Annotated in this window: 20 protein-coding genes and 1 tRNA gene; 8 read left to right on the forward strand and 13 right to left on the reverse strand. The window is 70.5% G+C overall.

What is annotated here, in order from left to right; translation table 11 throughout:
* Positions 1-5: 5 nt before the first annotated feature.
* The 8 genes from IEY33_RS12755 to fumC form a co-directional block, all read right to left on the reverse strand.
* Positions 6-644: a type IV pilus inner membrane component PilO gene (locus IEY33_RS12755; RefSeq protein ID WP_188963669.1), complete on the reverse strand. Its 639-nt coding sequence runs from the start codon at positions 642-644 to the stop codon at positions 6-8.
* Positions 634-1,338 carry a fimbrial assembly protein gene (locus IEY33_RS12760; protein ID WP_188963670.1) on the reverse strand — a complete coding sequence of 235 codons (705 nt, stop codon included), beginning with the start codon at positions 1,336-1,338 and terminating at the stop codon, positions 634-636. The genes IEY33_RS12755 and IEY33_RS12760 overlap by 11 nt, the downstream gene beginning before the upstream one ends.
* Positions 1,331-2,509, reverse strand: coding sequence for a type IV pilus assembly protein PilM (gene pilM, locus IEY33_RS12765; protein ID WP_188963671.1), 1,179 nt, complete (start codon positions 2,507-2,509; stop codon positions 1,331-1,333). The genes IEY33_RS12760 and pilM overlap by 8 nt, the downstream gene beginning before the upstream one ends.
* A 570-nt stretch (positions 2,510-3,079) precedes the next feature.
* Positions 3,080-4,081 carry an isocitrate/isopropylmalate dehydrogenase family protein gene (locus IEY33_RS12770; protein WP_188963672.1) on the reverse strand — a complete coding sequence of 334 codons (1,002 nt, stop codon included), beginning with the start codon at positions 4,079-4,081 and terminating at the stop codon, positions 3,080-3,082.
* Between the two features lie 49 nt (positions 4,082-4,130).
* On the reverse strand, positions 4,131-5,168 hold the full coding sequence (locus tag IEY33_RS12775) for an NAD(P)/FAD-dependent oxidoreductase (protein ID WP_229670997.1): 1,038 nt from the start codon (positions 5,166-5,168) through the stop codon (positions 4,131-4,133).
* 70 nt (positions 5,169-5,238) lie between these two features.
* A tRNA-Ile gene (locus tag IEY33_RS12780) sits at positions 5,239-5,315 on the reverse strand.
* An 80-nt stretch (positions 5,316-5,395) separates the two neighbouring features.
* On the reverse strand, positions 5,396-5,848 hold the full coding sequence (gene sufU, locus IEY33_RS12785; RefSeq protein ID WP_188963673.1) for a Fe-S cluster assembly sulfur transfer protein SufU: 453 nt from the start codon (positions 5,846-5,848) through the stop codon (positions 5,396-5,398).
* 46 nt (positions 5,849-5,894) lie between these two features.
* Positions 5,895-7,286 carry a class II fumarate hydratase gene (fumC, locus tag IEY33_RS12790; RefSeq protein WP_188963674.1) on the reverse strand — a complete coding sequence of 464 codons (1,392 nt, stop codon included), beginning with the start codon at positions 7,284-7,286 and terminating at the stop codon, positions 5,895-5,897.
* Between the two features lie 189 nt (positions 7,287-7,475).
* Between fumC and IEY33_RS12795 the strand changes: the two genes are divergently transcribed.
* The 5 genes from IEY33_RS12795 to IEY33_RS12815 all read left to right on the forward strand — a co-directional run bounded on the left by IEY33_RS12795 (position 7,476) and on the right by IEY33_RS12815 (position 12,287).
* Positions 7,476-8,372, forward strand: a complete 897-nt coding sequence (locus IEY33_RS12795) for an AraC family transcriptional regulator (protein WP_188963675.1) — start codon at positions 7,476-7,478, stop codon at positions 8,370-8,372.
* Between the two features lie 131 nt (positions 8,373-8,503).
* Positions 8,504-9,733 (forward strand): MFS transporter, encoded by a 1,230-nt coding sequence (locus tag IEY33_RS12800; protein WP_188963676.1) that lies wholly within the window; start codon positions 8,504-8,506, stop codon positions 9,731-9,733.
* Between the two features lie 67 nt (positions 9,734-9,800).
* The gene (locus IEY33_RS12805) at positions 9,801-10,373 is read left to right on the forward strand and encodes a hypothetical protein (RefSeq protein WP_188963677.1); all 573 of its coding nucleotides are present in this window, start codon (positions 9,801-9,803) and stop codon (positions 10,371-10,373) included.
* Between the two features lie 76 nt (positions 10,374-10,449).
* A complete protein-coding gene (locus tag IEY33_RS12810; protein WP_188963678.1) occupies positions 10,450-11,445 on the forward strand; it encodes a YpdA family putative bacillithiol disulfide reductase in 996 nt (331 codons plus the stop codon).
* A 458-nt stretch (positions 11,446-11,903) separates the two neighbouring features.
* Positions 11,904-12,287, forward strand: coding sequence for a bleomycin resistance protein (locus IEY33_RS12815; RefSeq protein ID WP_188963679.1), 384 nt, complete (start codon positions 11,904-11,906; stop codon positions 12,285-12,287).
* Between the two features lie 82 nt (positions 12,288-12,369).
* Here IEY33_RS12815 and IEY33_RS12820 read toward each other — a convergent pair whose 3' ends face one another.
* Together IEY33_RS12820 and IEY33_RS12825 are read right to left on the reverse strand one after the other, a co-directional pair.
* A complete protein-coding gene (locus tag IEY33_RS12820) occupies positions 12,370-13,323 on the reverse strand; it encodes a pseudouridine-5'-phosphate glycosidase (RefSeq protein WP_188963680.1) in 954 nt (317 codons plus the stop codon).
* Between the two features lie 35 nt (positions 13,324-13,358).
* Positions 13,359-14,351, reverse strand: coding sequence for a carbohydrate kinase family protein (locus IEY33_RS12825; protein ID WP_188963681.1), 993 nt, complete (start codon positions 14,349-14,351; stop codon positions 13,359-13,361).
* Between the two features lie 123 nt (positions 14,352-14,474).
* Between IEY33_RS12825 and IEY33_RS12830 the strand changes: the two genes are divergently transcribed.
* Together IEY33_RS12830 and IEY33_RS12835 are read left to right on the forward strand one after the other, a co-directional pair.
* Complete coding sequence (locus tag IEY33_RS12830; RefSeq protein WP_188963682.1) at positions 14,475-15,740, forward strand: NAD(P)/FAD-dependent oxidoreductase; 1,266 nt, start codon at positions 14,475-14,477, stop codon at positions 15,738-15,740.
* 141 nt (positions 15,741-15,881) lie between these two features.
* A complete protein-coding gene (locus IEY33_RS12835; protein ID WP_188963683.1) occupies positions 15,882-16,532 on the forward strand; it encodes a VOC family protein in 651 nt (216 codons plus the stop codon).
* 112 nt (positions 16,533-16,644) lie between these two features.
* On the opposite strand, the gene IEY33_RS12840 is transcribed toward IEY33_RS12835, so the two are convergent.
* The 3 genes from IEY33_RS12840 to plsY all read right to left on the reverse strand — a co-directional run bounded on the left by IEY33_RS12840 (position 16,645) and on the right by plsY (position 18,969).
* Complete coding sequence (locus IEY33_RS12840; RefSeq protein ID WP_188963684.1) at positions 16,645-17,667, reverse strand: aspartate-semialdehyde dehydrogenase; 1,023 nt, start codon at positions 17,665-17,667, stop codon at positions 16,645-16,647.
* 228 nt (positions 17,668-17,895) lie between these two features.
* Entirely contained in the window at positions 17,896-18,195 is a 300-nt protein-coding gene (locus IEY33_RS12845; protein WP_188963685.1) for a hypothetical protein, read from the reverse strand.
* A gap of 132 nt (positions 18,196-18,327) precedes the next feature.
* Positions 18,328-18,969, reverse strand: a complete 642-nt coding sequence (gene plsY, locus IEY33_RS12850) for a glycerol-3-phosphate 1-O-acyltransferase PlsY (RefSeq protein ID WP_188963804.1) — start codon at positions 18,967-18,969, stop codon at positions 18,328-18,330.
* Positions 18,970-19,082: 113 nt separating this feature from the next.
* Between plsY and IEY33_RS12855 the strand changes: the two genes are divergently transcribed.
* The gene (locus IEY33_RS12855; RefSeq protein ID WP_188963686.1) at positions 19,083-19,859 is read left to right on the forward strand and encodes an AIM24 family protein; all 777 of its coding nucleotides are present in this window, start codon (positions 19,083-19,085) and stop codon (positions 19,857-19,859) included.
* The last annotated feature ends 38 nt before the right edge of the window (positions 19,860-19,897 follow it).

Below are 19,897 nucleotides of genomic sequence, written 5' to 3' on the forward strand. Positions count from 1 at the left end.
CGCACTCATCGCGTCCCTCCAGCGGGGGGCGTCTGCGCGGGCGCGGCCGGAGCGTTCGGCACGGCGCCCGCCGCGGCCGTCGCGGCCGCCGGGTCGAAGGTGTAGACGGTCATGGTCATGGTGCTGCTCAGCTTGGGGTCCAGGCTGTCCGGTGCCGGAAGCGTCAGCCCGAGCGCACTGACGGTCGAGAAGCGGTTCATGGTCTCCACGGCCCGCAGGAACTGGAAGGTCGGCTGGAACTTCCCGCTGAGCGTCATGTTCAGGTTGATGGGCCGCACACCTGCAGGCAGGCCGATGTTCGTACCGGGTGCGACCGAGAGCGTGCTGAGGTCGGTGCCGACACCCGCCGCACTCTGCTGCACGGCCGCCACCACCGCACCGATGTTCTGCGTCTGCGGGAGCGCCTGGAAGAACACGTCACGCTGCGTCTGCAGGCCCGCCACCTCGGTCCGCAGGGCAGGCAGGGCCGCCTGCGCGGAGCGGTACGTGGCGAGTTTGGTGTTCAGGTCGTTCAGCTGATTCTGGGCGTCGGTGATCTGCTGCTGTTTGGTCTGGTAGTACATGAGCCACCAGAGCAGGACGGCCACGACACATGCGGCCAGGGTCAGCAGCAGGATGTTGCGGGGGCTGAGCTTAGCGAACATCGGATCCCCCGGGGGCAGTGCCGGTCCCTGTGGCAGGCGTGCCGGTGGTGACGGAGGCGGGCGTGGCCTGCCCGACCAGGCCCACGGTGGCGGTGAAGGTGTACGGCTGGCTGGCGATCTCGGCGGCGCTGGCGCCCACCGGGGCGTTGGCACGCTGCGCGCTCTTGAAGTTCACGCCGAAGCTGGGGTTGTTCTCGAAGCTGTTCAGGAAGTTCACGAGGGACTGCGAGGACGCGGCCTGCCCGGTCAGGTCGAATTCCTTCGTGACGGCCTTGCCGTTGTACAGGCCCTGCTGCGAGAGGTTCGTCTGCGCGTTGCTGTCCACGGCGCGGACCGTCATGTTCGTGAGGGCCACCCCGCCGCCGCTGGGGAGGGCGTTCACGAAGCGGGCGAGGTCGGACGACCAGTACGTCTTGCTGCTCTGCAGGGTGCTGGACACTTCGGTGACCTTCTGCAGGTCGGTCTTCTGACGGTTGAGGTCGTCGTATTCCTTCTTGGCGGGTTCGAGGGCCGTGATCTGACCGTTGGCCGCGTCGATGTCCTTGTTGATGTTGTTCAGGCGCGTGGCCTGAATCACGGTGAACAGGCCGACGCCGAGCAGGGTCACGAGGGGGAGGGCGAGGGTGCCGTAACGCCACAGGCCCGGGTCGCTGCGCTTGCGGTACTGCGCTGGGAGCAGGTTGATCTCAACCACGGGACTGCACACCCCTCAGGGCGAGGCCGAGCGGCACCGTGAATTCGGGCGCGTTGGCCTGCAGGTACCCGGTGTCCATGCCGGCGAGGTCCGTCTGCACGGTCAGCCAGGGGCTCGCGACTTCCACCCGGAAGCCGAGCGCGTCGCTGATGGCGGCCGCCAGGCCACGCATCTTGGCGCCGCCGCCCGCCAGGAAGGTCCGGTCGATGACGACGTCGCCGGACTGCACGCGGTAGAACTCCAGGGACCGGCGGATCTCGGTGATGAGGTCACCGAGGACCGGGCGGATCACCTCGAAGACGCGGGCGGGACTGTACTGCTCGCGGGAGAGGTCGAAGTTCAGGAGGTCCTCCTCGTCCTCGGTGGGGGTGGTGGCGGTCGCGTACCCGACCTTGATCTCCTCGGCCGCTCCGAAGTCCAGGTCGAAGGCTTTCTGGAGGGCGGTGGTGAAGTCGTCGGCGGCCACGCCGATGTTGCGGGCCATCAGGACGCGGTCGCCGCGCACGAGGCTGATGACGCTGCTGCTCGCGCCGATCTCCAGCACGAGGGCCACCTCGCCTGCCTCGGTGTAGTTGGTGCCGGTCAGGGTGCTCTTGGTGAGGTGCTCGCCGAGCAGGTTGCCGCGCAGGGCGCGCAGCACCGCGAAGGACTTCAGGTCGATGACGACCGGTTCGAGGCCCGCGAGCTGCAGGACCTCGATCACGCGCGCGACCGCTTCCATCGGGGCGGCGGCGATCACGACCTCCATCTGCCCGTCCTCGGGGATGTTGGCCGGGTCGTCGAGCAGGTCGAAGTCCAGGGCGACCTCGTCGATGGGGTAGGGGATGTAGCGTTCCGCTTCCCACTTGATGGCTTCCTGCAGGTCCTTGCGCTCCATGCGGGGCACCATGATGTTGCGCGTCACGGCCGACTGGTTCGGGACGGCCGTCACGGCCTGCCGGGTGGTGATGCGGTGCTGGGCGAGCAGGGCCTTGAGCTCGTTGGCGACCGCCTGCGGTTCGACCACCAGGCCGTCGCGCATGCTGCCGATAGGGGTGGGTATGGTCACGGCGTGCTGCAGGACCGGCGGGGAGCCGGCCTTCAGCACCACCACCTTGATGGCACTGGTGCCGATCTCCACACCGATGGCGTTCGGTCTTGGATTAAGTAGACGTTGCAAAGCACTCGACATGCAGCCTCCAGAAGTCCCGCTGAGTTTAGCATCTGCTCATGTAATCGGTAGGTGCACGGCGGAAGAGGATGAAGGCCCATCCGGAAACCATGACGCGAGAGCTGTGAACATCGTTTGAAACGAGGGATTTCCAGCGTCCAGTTCAGCATGCCGCCACTCACACCTTTCTGACAACCGGATTTCCGGCATCTGCCGCGCCACGCGGCATGAGACACGCATGGCCCGGCACCTTCAGGACCCGTGAAGACAGGTGATACGGTGTTGATCCGATTCCAGGGATGCCGGAAGCAGCACCGACATCCCTTCTTGGGCAGAACTGGAGGAGTGGCGTGGCCAGCCGCGTCCGTTCACGACGAAACGCCCTGCAGGACGCCTGCCCGCTTCCATCTCCTCAAAACCGGAGTTGTTGGCACTCGCTTTGCTCGGCTGAACTCTACAAGTTCAGCTCAAAACCGTATGAGGCCGCTCTCAAGGGGTGTATGCGTCCCCTCATGAAAAGCCCCCCCTTGGCGGGGGGGCAGGGGGGCCGCCGTCCGGGACGACCCGGAGACGCTGTCGTGGTACAGCCGCTCAGTTCAGCTGCGCGATGACGGCGTCCGTGAATTCTCTGGTGCCGGCGGTGCCGCCCAGGTCACGGGTGCGCGGGCCGTGCTCCAGCACCGTGCTGACCGCGTTGTCGATGCGGCGGGCCACGTCGTTCGCGCCGATGTGGTCGAGCATCAGCACGGCCGCCAGCATGCTCGCGGTGGGGTTCGCGACGCCCTGACCGGCGATGTCGGGCGCGGAACCGTGCACCGACTCGAAAATCCCGAACTTGTCGCCCACGTTCCCGCTCGCCGCGATGCCCAGGCCGCCCACCAGACCCGCCGCGAGGTCCGAGAGGATGTCGCCGAACATGTTCGTCATGACCATCACGTCGAACTGCGCGGGGTTGCGGACGAGCTGCATCGCGGCGTTGTCCACGATCATGGTGCTCGTGTTGAGTTCCACGACCGGCTTCGCGAGGTCCAGGATGGAGTTCAGGAACAGGCCCTGCGTGACGGGCAGCACGTTGGCCTTGTGCACCACCGTGAGTTTCTTGCCGCGCTTCAGCGCGAGGTCGATCGCGAAGCGACCGATGCGTTCGCTGGCGTCCTTGGTGATGACGGTGTCCGCGATGGCCGTGTCGCCGTAGCGGCGCTCCTGCTCCACGTACAGGCCCTGCGTGTTCTCGCGCACGATGACGAGGTTCACGTTCTCGTACGCGCCGGGCACGGGGCGCGTGCGGGTGGGGCGCACGTTGGCGTACAGGTTGTACTTCTGGCGCAGGTGACGGATCGCACCGGAGAACCCGGCAGGCTTGATGCCGGTGGGACTGGTGGCCGCGCCGAACAGGGTCGCGTCGGTGTTCTCGACCGCGTCGTACGTCGCCTGCGGGACGCTGGTGCCGTGATCGAGGAAATACTCGTACCCGGCTTCCGCCAGCACGTACTCGGCGTCCAGTCCGGCGGCTTCCAGCACGCGCCGGGTGGCGGGAATGACTTCGTGACCGATACCGTCACCTTCGATTAAGCAGATTCTGTACTTCGCCATAATGCGTGCAGTCTAAAGGAAACCTACACGCGCGGCGTCAGGCTCCCCGTCACCGCCCCGGAGACGACGCCCCGACCCCCGGCCCGGAAGGCCACCCCAGCGATGCCTGCAGGCCATCCACGAGCGCCTGCGCCAGCAGCGGACCCAGCAGGAACCCCTTGCTGCCCAGCCCCGTCAGCGCCCACGTGCCGTCCGGCCGCTCCCCGCACGCCTCGCCGCTCAGCCGCGACCCGCTCCACACGCCGCGCACGCCCGCCGACAGGTCCGGCGCGAGCGCCGCCGCGCGCGATAACAGCCAGTGCAGCGACTGCAGCGGCGGCCCCCCCTCCCCGAACGCGCCGGTGGGCGTCTCGAACGTCGCGCCCAGCACACCGCCACCCACGGCAGGGGAGAGGTACACGCCCGAACTCACCGGCAGCGGAAACACCGCCCGGTCCAGCAGCAGCACGCTTCCCCGCCGGTGCCGCGCCCCCACACCCTGCCCCACCTGCGGCAACGCGCCCAGCGAACCGCCGCACCACACCACCCGGTCCGCACGCACCACCGACCCGTCCGCCAGCGTCACCGACCGCGCGTCCCACCCCGACACCACGCCGCGCACCACCGACGCGCCCGACGCGCCACGCAGCGCCGCCAGCAACCCCGGCCCCGACACCCACCCGCCCTCCGGCACCAGCAGCCGGTGTGGCCACCCGTCCGGCAGCACCGGCCCCTCGCCCGCCTCCAGCCAGCGGTGCGGCAACTCCGGCGGCAGGTTCCGCTCGAACTTCACGCGCGCTGCGTCCGACGGCACGGGCCGCAGCACGCCCGTCTGCCCGCACGGCACCACCTGCCCCAGCGACTCCAGAGTCCGCACCAGCGCCCAGCTCGCCTGCAGGCCCGCCAGCGCCCGCGCGTCCACCTGCCCCGACTGCCCACGCACCGGATTCAGCAGCGCGGCCGGCACGTCACTCGCCCGGCCCCGCCCCGCATCCACCACCGTCACCCGCCACCCCAACCGCGACGCGAAGAACGCCACGCACGCCCCCGCGATCCCGCCCCCCACCACCACCACACGCGGCACGCCCGGAACCGAAGAAAACGTCACCGCGCCAGCATACGCCACCCAACCTGCATAACACGAAAAACCCCGCCCAGAGGGCGGGGAATCTGTCTTCTGGTGCGGATGCCCAGACTTGAACTGGGGACCTCACGCTTATCAGGCGTGCGCTCTAACCAACTGAGCTACACCCGCGCACCGATTGATGTCGCTTTCCCTTGCGGGCTGGGCCTTCTGGCAAGCGGGAGGAAGTCTATCAAGGTGGCCGGTGGGTGTCAACTGCCCTGCGTGGCGGGCGGGTGGGGGGCGTCCTGCGTGGGGTGCAGGACGGCGTTCAGGGCGCGCCAGGGGAGGAGGGCGCACTTGCGGCGCGCATGGAGGCGGCTGACGCCGCTGAGGGCCATCAGGTCGCCGAGGTCCGGGGTGGGCGGCGTTTCGCCCATCACCATCTGCCGGAAGTGCGCGTGGATGGCGCTGGCTTCGGTGAGGGTGCGGCCCTTGAGGGCGACCGTCATGAGAGAGGCGCTGGCCTGGCTGATGGCGCAGCCTTTGCCGTCGAAGTGCAGGTCGGTGATGACGCCGTCCTGCAGGCGCGCCCAGACCGTCACCCGGTCCCCGCAGCCGGGGTTGTCCAGGGTGACGTGGGGCGCGCCCTGCAGCTCGCCGCGGTTGCGGGGGCGCTGCTGGTGCGACGCGATGATCTCGCGGGCGACCGTCTCTGGGAGCATACGGGAAGTGTAGCGCCGCGCGGGTTGGGAAGAGGTTGAGTGGTGGTCAGTTGTGCGTCATGTCGAGCGGCACGACCCAGGCGTCGAACTCGGCGTCCGTGACGTACCCGAGCGCGAGCGCGGCGGCCTTGAGGCTGCTGCCTTCCTTGTGGGCTTTCTTGGCGATGGCGGCGGCCTTGTCGTAGCCGATGTGCTTGTTGAGGGCCGTGACCTGCATGAGGTTGATGCTGAGGTTGTGCTCGATCTTCTCGTAGGCGGGTTCGATGCCGACGGCGCAGTTGTCGTTGAAGGCGAGGCACGCGTCACTGATGAGGCGGATGCTTTCCAGCACGGCGTGCACCATGACGGGCTTGAAGACGTTCAGCTGGAAGTTCCCCTGGCTGCCCGCGAAGGCGACGGTGGCGTCGTTGCCGAACACGCGGGTGGCGACCATGGTCATGGCTTCGCTCTGGGTGGGGTTGACCTTGCCGGGCATGATGCTGCTGCCGGGCTCGTTCTCGGGAATGACGATCTCGCCGATGCCGTTGCGCGGCCCGCTGGCCAGCCAGCGCACGTCGTTCGCCATCTTCATCAGGGCGCCCGACAGGGTCCGCAGGGCCGCGCTGGTCTGCACGAGGGCGTCGTGCGCCGACAGGGCCGCGAACTTGTTCTCCGCGCTGCGGAAGTGGTGGCCGGTCTCCTCGCTGTACTTCTTCGCGGCGAGGTCACCGAACTGCGGGTGCGCGTTCAGGCCCGTGCCGACCGCCGTGCCGCCGATCGCGAGTTCCAGCAGGCCTTCGCCCGCGTGCCGCACCTCGCTCAGGGCGTAGTCGAGCTGCGCGACCCACCCGCCGATCTCCTGACCCAGCGTGATGGGCGTCGCGTCCTGCAGGTGCGTGCGTCCCACCTTGACCAGCCCGGCGTGCTGTTCGCTCTTGGCGTGCAGGGTGTCGCGCAGCTTGCCGACGCTGCCGTACAGGCGCTCGTTCAGTTCCAGCACCACCGCGATGTGCATGGCGGTCGGGAAGGTGTCGTTGCTGCTCTGGCCGCGGTTCACGTGGTCGTTCGGGTGGACGGGCGCCTTGCTGCCCATCTGGCCGCCCGCGATCTCGATGGCGCGGTTGCTGATGACCTCGTTCGCGTTCATGTTGCTCTGCGTGCCGCTGCCCGTCTGGAACACGACCAGCGGGAAGTGGTCGTCGAGCTTCCCGGCGATCACCTCGTCGGCCGCCTGCACGATCAGGTCGGCCACGTCACGCGGCAGTTCGCCGAGGTCCGCGTTCGCCTGCGCCGCGCCCTTCTTCAGGATGCCGAGCGCCCGGATGACGGGCCGTCCCCACACGAAGGTGTCGCGCCCGATCGGGAAGTTGTGGATGCTGCGTTCCGTCTGTGCGCCCCAGTAACGGCTGGCGTCCACGTCGAGGGTGCCCATGGTGTCGGATTCTTTCCGGATGGTCATGCCCCAAGTCTAAAGGGGGCGAGTCCGGAGGCGGGCAGCTGTCACGGTCGCGGGAACGCCGGGCCGGGACAGCCGCCCGCAGGCCAGCGTACGTAGCACCCCCCGCGCGGCGTGTCTTGCACAAATCCGACACCCCGACCCGTCCCGGTGGCCGATGTGCGGGCCCGCGCGGCGTGGCACAGTGGAAGCGTGTCCTACCAGGAGTTCCCGCCCGACCCGCGCCTGCACACCCTCGTGCGGACGTACTGGCAGATGACCGAATTTCACGAGGTGAGCGAGCAGGAGCACCGCTTCATGCCGGAACGCTCGGTGCGCCTCACCTTCTCTGCGGGGCACTCGTGGCAGGGCTCGCCGCAGGGCGGCCCGCTGGAGCGCCTGCCGGACGCCACGCTGTTCGGGCTGACGGTGGCGCCGCAACGGATGGTGTCGGTGGGCCTGACGCGCGCGCTGGGCGTGGAACTGTACCCGTGGGGCGCGCGGCAGCTGTTCGGCTGGACGTTCGGGCAGGACCTGCTGGACCTCACCGTGCAGCACCCCTGGCTGTGCCGCGCCGTGTGCGCCCTCGTGCGGCTGGACGCCTGGGACGAGGCGCGCCAGATGGTGGACGACTGGCTCCTGGGCCTGATGAACGAACGGGGACGGGAACTGAAGGTGGGCGTGGAGGCCGCCCGGACCCTGTACATGTCGCTCGGGCAGGCCCGCATCGGCACGCTTTCCCTGGAACTGGGCCTCAGTCAGCGGCAGCTGGAGCGCGCCTTCCTGAACGAGGTGGGCCTGAACGCCAAGACGCTCGCCCGCATCATCCGCTTCGAGGAAGCGCACAACCGCCTGTGGCTCGACCCGCACGCCTCCCTCTCCCGGCTCGCCCTGGACCTGGGCTTCTCGGATCAGGCGCACCTCACGCGGGAGTTCCGGTCGCTGGCGCACATGACGCCCGGCACCTTCGCGCGCTTCACGCTGCAGCGCCTCGATCAGGCCCGGCGCGACGAACTCCGCGCTGCCGACCCGCGCCTCCAGCCGCACCGCTGGACCGATCAGCGCGACCCGGACCGCGTCCAGATCGATTTCGCCCTGATCGGCATCTGAACGGTGTGCGGCAGGCGGCCAGCGCGTCCATTCCCGCCTCCCTCGTGTCCTGCCCTCCCGGACGCCCCCGCCCCGCCTGCGTGTCGCAGATGTACAAGACCCGCCGCCCCCCCGCCCCCTAGCCTGAACGCATGACTGAACCGACCGCCCAGACCGCCCGGCCGCCCATCCTGTTCCTGATGGTGACGGCCTTCCTGTTCTCCATCGGCTTCGCCCTCGTGTTCCCGGTCCTGCCGTTCATCGTGGCCGCGTACGTGCCGGTCGCGTCGCAGCAGGCCGCCACGATCGGCCTGCTCGGCGCCGCGTACGCCCTGTGCGGCTTCCTGGGGTCCCCGGTCCTCGGGGCGCTCAGCGACGCCTACGGTCGCCGCCCCGTCATCATGCTGGCGCTGTTCGGGTCTGCGGTCGGGTACGTGTTCTTCGGCATCGGCGGCAGCCTCGCCATGCTGTTCCTGGGCCGCGTCATCGACGGCCTGAGTTCCGGCGGCATGAGCGCCCTGTTCGGCTACGTCGCCGACACCACCCCCGAAGAGGAACGCGGCAAGGTGTTCGGGCAGATCGGCGCGGTGATCGGCGCGGGCTTCATCATCGGCCCGGCCATCGGCGGCCTGCTGTCGCACGTCAGCTTGAGCACCCCCGTGTACGCTGCGGCGGGCGTGTGCGTGCTGAACATGCTGTGGGGCGCCTTCGCGCTGCCCGAGAGCCTCGGCGTGGCGGCCCGCCGTCCCCTGGGCGCCTCGCACCTCAACCCGCTCACGCAGCTGTCCGGCGCGCTGGCCTTCCCGGCCGTCCGGCGCCTCGTGACGGTCAGCGTGCTGTTCATCCTGCCGTTCTCGCTGATGCAGACCACGCTGTCCCTGCTGGCCCGCGACGCCCTGCACTGGGGGCCGGGACAGGTCAGCACCGTGTTCATGCTGGTGGGCGTGTGCGACATCGTCGCGCAGGGCGTGCTGCTGCCCACCCTGCTCGGACGGCTGGGCGAGCGCGGCGTGGCCCTGCTCGGCCTGAGCCTCGGCGTGGTCGGCATGACCGTCATGGCGCTGCTGCCTGCCCTGCCGTACGCGGCCCTCCTGTACCTGAGCACCCTGCTGTTCGCGTCCGGCGAGGGCATCTTCAACGCGTCCCTGAGTGCCCTGCTCTCCAACGCCGCTCCCGCCGACGCGCAGGGCCGCGTGCAGGGCGGCGCGGGCGCCTTCTCCTCGCTCGCGCAGGTGGCCGGACCGATCGGCGGCGGGGCCCTGTACACCCGCTCCGGGCCTGCCCCCACCTTCGGCCTCGGAGCGGGCGTGATCCTGGCCGCCCTGCTGCTCCTGACCGGCCAGCGCGCACCCGCACCCCTCCCGGCCGGGAAGAACGCCTGACCCGCACACCCACCCCCCTCCCGAACGGGCGGAGCGCCCCACCCCTCACCAGCGCTACGCTGAACGCATGACCCCGCCCGCACGGACCGTGCCGCTCGCCCTGGCCCTCCTGACGGGCGGCACGGCAGACGCCGCCAGCCACGACCTCCTCGCGGGCCTGTCCGCCGACGGCGTGTTCCGGCAGACGCGCCCCCTCCCAGACGACCGCGTGCGGCGCGGCGAGCGCGGCTACGCGCTGCTGCCCGACCAGTTCGGCGGGCAGTGGAGCGTCATCCTGAGCGGCACGCCCGCCGCCAACACCGTGCACTTCACCTTCATGGGCGGCCGCGCGGCCCTCACGCAGGGCGGCCCCACCATCGGCAAACTCATGGGCCGCATGGTGGGACGCGCCGCCACCACCTGCTTCAACGTCGGCACGGAACGCCTCCCCGACCTGCGCGCCTGGGTGGAGGGCGCCGTCCGCGCCGGACAGGACGTCACCCTCGACCGCCGATTCGGGCCGCTGCGCGCGCAACTCCTCGTGAACCGCACGGACGGCGACCCCGACTCGCCCGCCGGACTCGCCGAGGTGGACGTCCTCCTCACCCGCAGCGGCACGCCCGGCACCGCCCCCTGGACGAACACCTGCCGCGCCCCCTGAACACCCAACACCCGAACCCCGGCCATGACGGGCGCCGCTCACGGTCTGCCGCGCGCCCCTCTGGCACAATGCCGTCATGATCGACGTGGCAATCATCGGAGCGGGACCGGTCGGCCTGAGCGCCGCCATTCACGCCAAACGCGCGGGACTGAGTTACGAGGTGCTGGAGAAGGGCTGCGTGGTCAACGCGATCTTCGACTACCCCACATACATGACGTTCTTCACCACCGCGCCCGAACTCGAGATCGGCAACCACCCCATGGTCACCGGGCACGACAAGCCCGACCGCCGGGACGCCCTGATGTACTACCGCCTCGTCGCGCAGCGCGAGAACCTCAACGTCCGCCAGTACACCGAAGTCACCCGCGTGCACGCCGCGCCCGCCGGCTTCACCCTGGAAGTCGAAGCGCAGGACGGCACGCGCGGCGTCGTCGAGGCGCGCCGCGTCATCGTCGCCACCGGCTACTACGACAACCCCCTGCACCTCGGCATTCCCGGCGAGGACTCCGAGAACGTCTCGCACTACTACACCGAATCCCACCCCTTCTGGAACCTGAACGTCACCGTGATCGGCGCCGGGAACAGCGCCGCCGACGCCGCCCTCGACCTGTGGCGCGGCGGGGCGAACGTCACCATGGTCGTCCGCGCGCCCGAACTGAAAAGCACCATCAAGTACTGGGTGCGGCCCGACCTCGAAAACCGCATCAAGGAAGGCAGCATCACCGCGCACTTCGATTCGCAGGTGATGGAAATCCACCCGGAGCACGTCCTCGTGCAGCGGCAGGACGGCAGCACCCTCGACCTGCCCACCGACTACACCTTCGCCCTCACCGGCTACCGCCCCGACCTGAGCTTCCTGTCGGACCTGCACCTCGCCGAGCACGACGACCAGTGCCTCGTGCTCGACGAGCACTACGAGAGCAGCGTCCCCGGCCTCTTCGTGGTCGGCAGCGCCGGATTCGCCGGCAAGACCAACCAGGTCTTCATCGAGAACGGCCGCTTCCACGCCGACCACGCCATGGCCGAAATCGTGCGGCAGCTGCAGGCGCAGCAGGAACTCACCACCGCCTGAACACCTGCCCCGCCCCGCCATCTGGCGTATCCGGGGGTGCGCCGCGTGGCGGATGCCGGGGCGTGCGAAGGGGCGTACAGTGCGGGTCAGAGGCGAGGGGCGCGGTGCGCCGCACGTGCCGTCCCCCTCCTCCTCCTGGTGATTCTCCTTCTGCCCGGTTCCCCCTGTGGAACGCGGGCGTTTCGTGCGGTACAGGGGAGGCCGTGGGGGTTCCGTCGTCCTGAACGCTACACTGAGGGGACGAGCGCACCGACTCGCCGCTGCCGTGCGGGGGGCGCGGCGAGTCGGCACCGCCCGGCGTCCCATGCCGCCCCGCGTGAGGACTCATACGGTTTTGATCCGATTCCATGGATGCCGGAAGCAGCACCGACATCCCTTCCATCTCCTCAAAACCGTACTTGTTGGCACTCGCTTCGCTCGGCTGAACTCTACAAGTTCAGCTCAAACCCGTATCAGGCATGAACGAAGAGACAGACCATGGCGTGACGTTCGGCCGCGTGGCCCCCATGCTGCCGGTGCGGGACATGGCGCGCGCCCTCGCCTTCTACCAGGGCGTGCTCGGCTTCCGGAAGGTATTCGAGAACGGCCGCCCGGTCGGGTTCGTGATCCTGGAGCGCGGCGCGGCGGAACTGCACCTGACGCTGCAGCCCCATCACGCGCCCGCGCCGTTCAATGTCGCGCACCTGCTGGTGGACGACGCGGACGCCCTGCACGCCCGCTGCGTGAAGGCCGGGGCGCGCATCGTGAAATCGCTGCGGGACAAGGAGTACGGCCTGCGCGCCTTCGTGTTCCAGGACCCGGACGGGAACCGCATCGACGTGGGGCACGAAACCGGCGACTGAACGCGCCCCGGCACGGGCGGGTACAGGGAAGGGGAGCGCGGCCTGTACGGCTGGCGCTCCCCTCCGTCTCCTCCGGAGCGGATCAGTTCATGTTCATGCCGCAGTACGCGGCGGCGACGCGCGCGGCGACGGCGGCGTTGTTCTTGACGAGCGCGATGTTCGCCACGAGGCTGCGTCCGCCCGTGATCTCCACGATGCGGCCGAGCAGGTACGGGGTGGTGTCCTTGCCGGTGATGCCGAGCGCGTCCATGTCGCGCAGGGCCGCGTCGATGTGCGGCGCGATCTCGGCGGCCGGGATTTCCGCGTCGTGCGGGATGGGGTTCGCGAGGAGCGCGCCGCCCGGCTGGCCCGGCTGTCCGCCCATCCCGGCGTCGCACACGTCCCACTTGGCGCGCAGCACGGCGGCCGCCTGTTCGGGCGTGTCCACCGTGAGTGGCGACGTGAAGCCGGACGAGCGGCTGTAGAAGGACGGGAATTCGGTGGAGCCGAGCGTGAGGACCGGCACGCCCAGCGTCTCCAGTACCTCCAGCGTCAGGCCGATGTCGAGGATGCTCTTGACGCCCGCGCTCACCACGCACACCTGCGAGCGGCTCAGTTCGGTCAGGTCGGCGCTGACATCCATGCTGAGCGCCCCGCCGCGGTGCACGCCGCCCGTGCCGCCCGTCGCGAACACGCGGATCCCGGCGAGGTGCGCGACGCGCATGGTGCTGGCGACGGTGGTGGCGCCGTTGCGGCCGAGCGCGACGGTGTGCGGCAGGTCGCGCGTGCTGATCTTGCCGAAGGTGGGGTCCTGCCCGAGCTGTTCGAGTTCCGGGTCGTTCAGGCCGACCTTGATGCGGCCGCCGATCACGGCGATGGTGGCGGGCACCGCGCCCTCCTGCCGCACGACGGCTTCCACCTCGCGGGCCGTCTGGACGTTCTGCGGGTACGGCATGCCGTGGCTCACGATGGTGCTTTCGAGCGCCACGACGGGACGGCCCGTCTGCAGCGCGTCACGGACTTCGGGGGTGTACTCCAGCCTGGGGTTCAGCGTCATCGCCGGTCAGTGTAGAGCATCGGCCCGGCTGCCTTTCAGGTGCCGTGCGGGTGGGGGTCGCCGTGCGGCAGGGCGTGCAGGGCCGCGTCCCACGTCAGGGTGTCCGGGACGGTCTGGGCGCTCGCGACGGTCAGGGCGGCGCAGGCGTGCCCGAGCCGCACGGCGTCCCGGACCGGCCAGCCGCGCGTGAGGGCCGCGCACACGCCCGCCACGAGCGCGTCCCCGGCGCCCGTCACGTCGCGCACGTTGCCCGGCGTGCACGGCGTGCGGACCACCTCGCCGTCCGGGCCGTACAGGACGCTGCCGTGCGCGCCGAGCGTGAGCAGCACGTGCCGCGCGCCCCACCCGAGCAGGGTGCGTGCGGCCCGGTCGGGGTCCTGCTCGCCGGTCAGGGCCGCGAGTTCCTGCCGGTCCGGTTTGACGAGGTGCACGCCGTGCCAGTCGCCCGCCAGGGCCGCGGCGAGCCGGGCGGCCTTGGGGGCGCTGACCGGTTCGATCACGGCTCTCACGCCTGCCGCCCGCGCGGCGTCCAGCAGTGCGAGGACTGTGCCGGGCGGGAGGTTCGCGTCCAGCACCAGCAGGTCCGCGCCGGGCACGCCTGTACGCCAGGGGGCCGTCACGTCCGGCGTCAGCGTGTCGGTGAGGGCCATGGCGGCCAGCCCGACGTGCAGTTCGCCCGTGTCGTCCAGCACCGCGAGGTACAGGCCCGTCTCGCCCGGCAGGTGCAGCACGCCGTCCACGTTCACGCCCGCGCGGGCCGTGGCGTCCAGCACGCTGACGCCCAGCACGTCCCGCCCGACCGCGCCGAGCAGCCGCACGGATCGTCCGGGCAGCAGGCGCGCGAGGTGCTCGGCGATGTTGCGGCCCACCCCGCCCGGCGTGACGCCCGCCACGGCCGGGTTGCTGGTGTGCAGCTGCGGGGCGTGCAGGGTGCGGCCCAGCACGTCCGCGTTGATGCCGCCCGCCACGAGGACCGGCGGGAGCGGGGTGGGCCTGGGCGCGGTCGGGCGGCTCGGCAGGGAAGGCATGGGCGCTCAGCATAGCGGGCAGCGGGCCGGGCCGCGCCGGACGCCGTGCAGCGCTGCCCGGCACGGGAGGGGGCGACGCGCCTCTTCCGGCCGTGCCCGGAACGGATGCTCTAGACTCCCTGCATGGTGGACATCATCGTGGTGGGGGCGGGACTGGCGGGACTCACGGCGGCCCGGACGCTGGTCCGCGCGGGGCGGCGCGTGCGGGTGCTGGAGGCCGGCCCGCAGGTCGGCGGGCGCGTCCGCACGTTCACCCGGCAGGGCTTCACGCTCGACGAGGGGTACCAGGTGCTGTTCACGGCGTACCCCGCGGTGCGCCGTCACCTGGACCTCGCGGCGCTGGACCTCGTCACGCTGCCGCCCGCCGCTGCCGTCCGGCGCGGAGGGGACGTGCAGGTGCTCGGCGATCCCTTCCGCGACCCCGGCAGCCTGCTGTCCACCCTGCGCTCGGACGTCCTGCCGCTCGCGGACAAGCTGCGCGTCGCGCGGCTCGCGGTGTCGCTGCGGTCCGGCGCGCCGCACCTGCTGCTGCAGGGACCGGACCGTTCCACGGCCACGTACCTGCAGGAACTGGGCTTCTCGGACGGGGCGGTGCAGTCGTTCTTCGCGCCGTTCTTCGGCGGGATCTTCCTGAACCGCGACCTCAGCACGAGTGCGCGCCTCTTCCGGTACTACTTCCGGATGCTGATGGACGGCCAGATCGCCGTTCCGCGCGCCGGGATGCTTCAGATTCCCGCGCAGCTCGCGTCGGGTCTGAGCGTCTCGACGGGCGTGCGCGTGGAGCGGCTGGTGCAGACGGCACGCAGCGTCGTGGTGGACACCACCCTCGGGGAACTCGAGGCGGGCAGCGTCATCGTGGCGACCGACCCGCCCACCGCCGCGCACCTGCTCGGTGAGCCTGCCCCGGCCCTGGGGAGCGTGCCGAGCACGTACCTCAGCTACGCCGCGCCGCGCTCCCCGGAGGTGCAGCCGCGCCTGCTGCTGAACGCCGCCGGGGGCCTCGTCAACAACGCGCAGTGGATGGGGCAGGCCGTGCCGGGCCGCGCGCCGCAGGGGCAGGACCTGCTGGTGGTGACGGTGCCGGGCGCGCCGGACCTCGCGGACGCCGAACTGGACGCCGCCGTCCGCGCGGAGTTGCGCGACTGGTACGGGGACGCCGTGAACGGGTTCGGGACGCTCGCCGTGACGCGCGTCCCGCACGCGCAGTTCGCGCAGCCTGCCGGGTTCGCGTCGCGGCTCGCCGGGCACGCCACGCGGATGCCGGGCGTGCTGCGCGCGTCGGAATCCACGTCCATGAGCGGCATTCAGGGCGCGATGGAGAGCGGCGAGAAGGCCGCGGCGATCCTGCTCGGCGACCCGGTCGGCATGAGCCGCCCCAGGGGCGCCTGAACACGCGCCTGCCCCCGCGTGCCCGCCGCCCCTTCGGTACACTGGGCGGATGACGCGACCGCCCCCACCCCCGGCCGCTCCGCCTGCCGCTGCAGGCCACGACACCTTTCGCTCCGCGTCAGACGGTACCCTCAGGCGGCAATGACGGCCCACAGCGAGCAACGCGCCACGTTCGACCATCTCGTCTTCGCGTCCCGCGACCTCACGTCCGGCATGGACTGGGTCGAGACGCACCTCGGCATGCGCCCCACCCCTGGCGGCGAGCACGGGTACTTCGGCACGCACAACGCGCTGCTGCCCTTCCAGCGCGGGTACCTGGAAGTGATCGCCATCAACCCGGCCGCGCCGCAACCCACCCACCCCCGCTGGTTCGAGCTGGACACGCCCGCCATGCACGAGCGGCTGCGGTCCGGCCCGGCCCTCATCCACTGGGTGGCGGGCGTGACGTCCATCGAGCGGGCCGTGCGGCGCTCCACCGAGGACCACGGGGACGTGCTGGCCCTGTCACGCGGCACGAACAGGTGGCAGCTGACCGTCCCGCCGGACGGCTCCCTGCCGATGCAGGGCGTGCTGCCGAGCCTGATCCAGTGGGAGAGCCTCGCCCCGAACGCCCGGCCGCCCGGCAGCGACATGACGCTGGAGCGCCTGCACCTGCGCACCCCCCACCCGGAGCGCCTGCACGCCGCGCTGGACGCCCTGGGCTTCATCGGGACGCCGCTGGACGTGACCCAGGGCGACGCGGCCCTGCGCGCCACCTTCCAGACTGCCGGCGGCCCGGTCACGCTGCCCTGAACTTCAGGAAGGTTCCGCGCGCAGCACAGGGGCATGCGTCACGGGCATGGCAGAAGGGCGGGGCCGGAACGCACTGTCCGGCCCCGCTCCTTCCGTGGTCTTCCGCCTGCTCTCAGGCGGGGCTGGCGGTGCCGCTCAGCGCGCCCTTCTGCTGCAGGTACTCGGCGATCTGCACGGCGTTCAGCGCGGCGCCCTTGAGCAGCTGATCGCCGCTCACGAAGAGGTCCAGGCCGCCGTCGAACACGAGGCTGCTGCGGATGCGGCCCACCTCCACGTCGTACTCGCCGCTGCTCGTGAGGGGCATCGGGTAGAGTTTCGCTTCGGGGTCGTCCACGACCTTCACGCCGGGACTGCGGCGCAGCAGTTCACGCACCGCTTCCGGGTCGGCGGGACGTTCGAGTTCCAGCGTGATGGCCTCGCTGTGCGCGCGCATGGTGGGGATGCGTACGGCGGTGCAGCTGACGCGCAGGCTGTCGTCCCCGAAGATCTTGTGCGTCTCCCACACGACCTTCATCTCTTCCTTGGTGAAGCCGTTGCTCTGGAAGCTGTCGATGTGCGGGATGAGGTTGAACACGATGGGGTGCGCGAACACCTCGTGCCCGGCCGGGTTGCCCGCCAGGACGCTGCGCGTCTGCTCCTCGAGTTCCTGCATGCCTTTCGCGCCCGCGCCGCTCGTCGCCTGGTACGTGGACACGATCATGCGTTTCACGCCGTACGCCCGGTGGATGGGCCACACCGCGACAGCCGCGATGGCGGTCGTGCAGTTGGGGTTCGCGATGATCCCGTGGTGCGCGAGGGCCGCCTCGCCGTTGATTTCCGGCACGACGAGCGGCACCGTGTCGTCGTAACGGAAGGCGCTGGAGTTGTCGATCACGACGGCGCCGCCCTTCACCCACACGGGCGCGAGGGCCTTGCTGATGCTGCCGCCCGCCGACGCGAGGATCAGGTCGGCAGGAATGGGGCCGTCCGGCGTGGCCTGCACCGTGATCTCCTGACCGCGGAAGGTGAGGGTGCTGCCCGCGCTGCGCGGCGAGGCGTACAGCTGCAGTTCGCTGAAGGTGAGGGTGCTCTTCTCCAGCACGCTCAAGAGTTCGTGACCGACGGCTCCGGTGGCTCCTACGATGGCGAGTTTCATGGGGGTCCTCCTGCGGGGGTGGGATGTGGGCAACAAAAAACCCGCCATACGCGGCGGGCGGCTCTCGCTGATCGCGGGCCGCTCAACTGGGAATGGTGGTGCTCACGGGCATGGCTCAACCTTAGCCGCTCCCGGAGGGGGGGTCAAGGGGCCAGGTCCGCGCTGACTGGACAGGGCTGGCTGGGCAGGCGGGCCGCGCGGGGCGGGGCCTGTCCGGTGGGGGGGCGGTCAGCGGCGTTTACGCATGAAGCTCAGCCACCCGGCACGTTCGGGCGCTTTGGGCGGCGCGAAGTCCTCCAGCCGGATTTCCGGTTCCGGGTGCGCGGCGGCCTCCCAGCCGTACGGGGTGTGCACCAGCCCCCCGAACTTCCCGGCGCAGTACAGCGCGTGCGCCTGCTCGGCCTCGGGCGACACGGCGCGCGGGTCGGCCAGGGCCTCCAGCATCGCCTGGAGGCTGTCGTCGGGGCAGGCCCAGTGACCCTGGGCAAAGACAGCTTCGTGACCGTAGATGCGGATCCGTGCAGGCATAGGACTCCACTGGCCGGAACGCGGAACCGCTTCCCGGGACGCGACGATGAATGATGCTCCAGCATAGCGCACCCTGCCACGCGTGCCACGGGACCGTGCAGCGGGGGGCGAGGTGGGGGAGGGGTGAGCGCGTCAGTTCACGATCTTCTGTGCGGGCGGGGCGGGCAGCGTCACCTTCTGCCCGAAACGGCTCTCGTTCCCGGCGCGCAGGCGCACGATGTTCTCGCGGTGCTGGTAGAACATCATCGCGGCGACCACGCCCACGATCAGCAGTTCCCACCACGGGCGGCCCAGCAGCGCCGCGACCGCGAAGGTCGTCACGGCCCCCACCAGACTCCCGGCCGACACGTACCGCGTCAGGTACATGACCGTGAACGCCACCACGAACGCCACGCCGCTGCTCTGCGGGTCCACCAGCAGCATCATCCCGAAGCTCGTCGCGACGCCCTTCCCGCCCCGGAAGCCGTTGAAGGCGTTGAAGTTGTGGCCCACCACCGCCGCGAACCCGCACAGCGCCGCGAGCGGCGGCGTCAGCCCGAGCCGCTGCGCGATCAGCACCGCGAGCGCGCCCTTCAGGATGTCGAACAGGCCCACCACCAGGCCCGGCCCCCAGCCGAGGCTGCGCTGCACGTTGGTGGCGCCGCTGTTGCCGGAGCCGACCGTGCGGATGTCGACCCCCCGGCGGCGGGCCACCCAGGCCCCGGCCGGAATGGCCCCCAGCAGATAGGCGAGCAGCACGGCGACAATGACATACCCTGTGGACACGCCGCCCATTGTACTCGCCTGCACGCTTCCTGCCGTTCCGGGCAGTGGGCACGCTTCCCACCGTTCCGGACAGTCGGCACGCTGCCCGCCGGTCCGGGCGGCCGGTGCGCTACCTTCGGCGTATGTCCTCCCACCGCTTCAAGACCAGCGAGCAGGCCGTGCCGGGCCTGAAAGCCGAAGTGTACGAGATCGCGACCCTGCAGCGCGTCATCCAGAACCACGCCTCGGGCGCCGAGATCGCCGAGCACTACCACGCGACCGGGCAGCGGCAGGTGCGCTTCACGCTGGAGAATGCGGGCATCCTGCTCGAACCGGGCGCGTTCCTGTACTCGCACGGCCGCATCGTGAGCGCCGTCAGGCAGCACGAGAAGGGCGGCATGCTCACGCGCGCCCTGCGCGGCAACGCCACGGGCGAATCGGCCTTCGCGACGAGTTTCGACGGGACGGGCGACGTGTGGACGGAACTCACGCGGCAGCACTTCGTGATCGCGGAACTCGACGGTCAGGACGACCTGCTTCTCGACGACCGCGCCTTCTACGCCTGCCAGAACACCGTGCAGCTGACGACGCACATGCACCGGGGCGTGTCCGGCGTGCTGTCCGGCAACGGCTTCGCGCAGCCGCGCCTGTCCGGCCGGGGCCTGTTCGTGGTGGAGTCGCCCGTCGCGGCCGAGGAGATCGAGGTGGTGGAACTGCGCGGCGAGGAACTCGTGCTGGACGGCGACCTGATGCTGATGTACAGCGCGTCCCTGCAGGTGCAGCTGCGCCCCCTGGTGCGCGGCCTGCGCAGCGCCATGCGGAGCGGCGAGGGCCTCGTGTACGTGCTGAGCGGGCACGGGCAGGTGTTCTTCACGCCCACGCACCGCAAGGCGTCCATCGCCTCTGTGGGTGAGCTCTGACGGTTCTGAGCTGAACTTCCGGCGTTCAGCCGGGCGGA

The sequence above is a fragment of the Deinococcus aquiradiocola genome, assembly GCF_014646915.1.
GTDB lineage: Bacteria > Deinococcota > Deinococci > Deinococcales > Deinococcaceae > Deinococcus > Deinococcus aquiradiocola.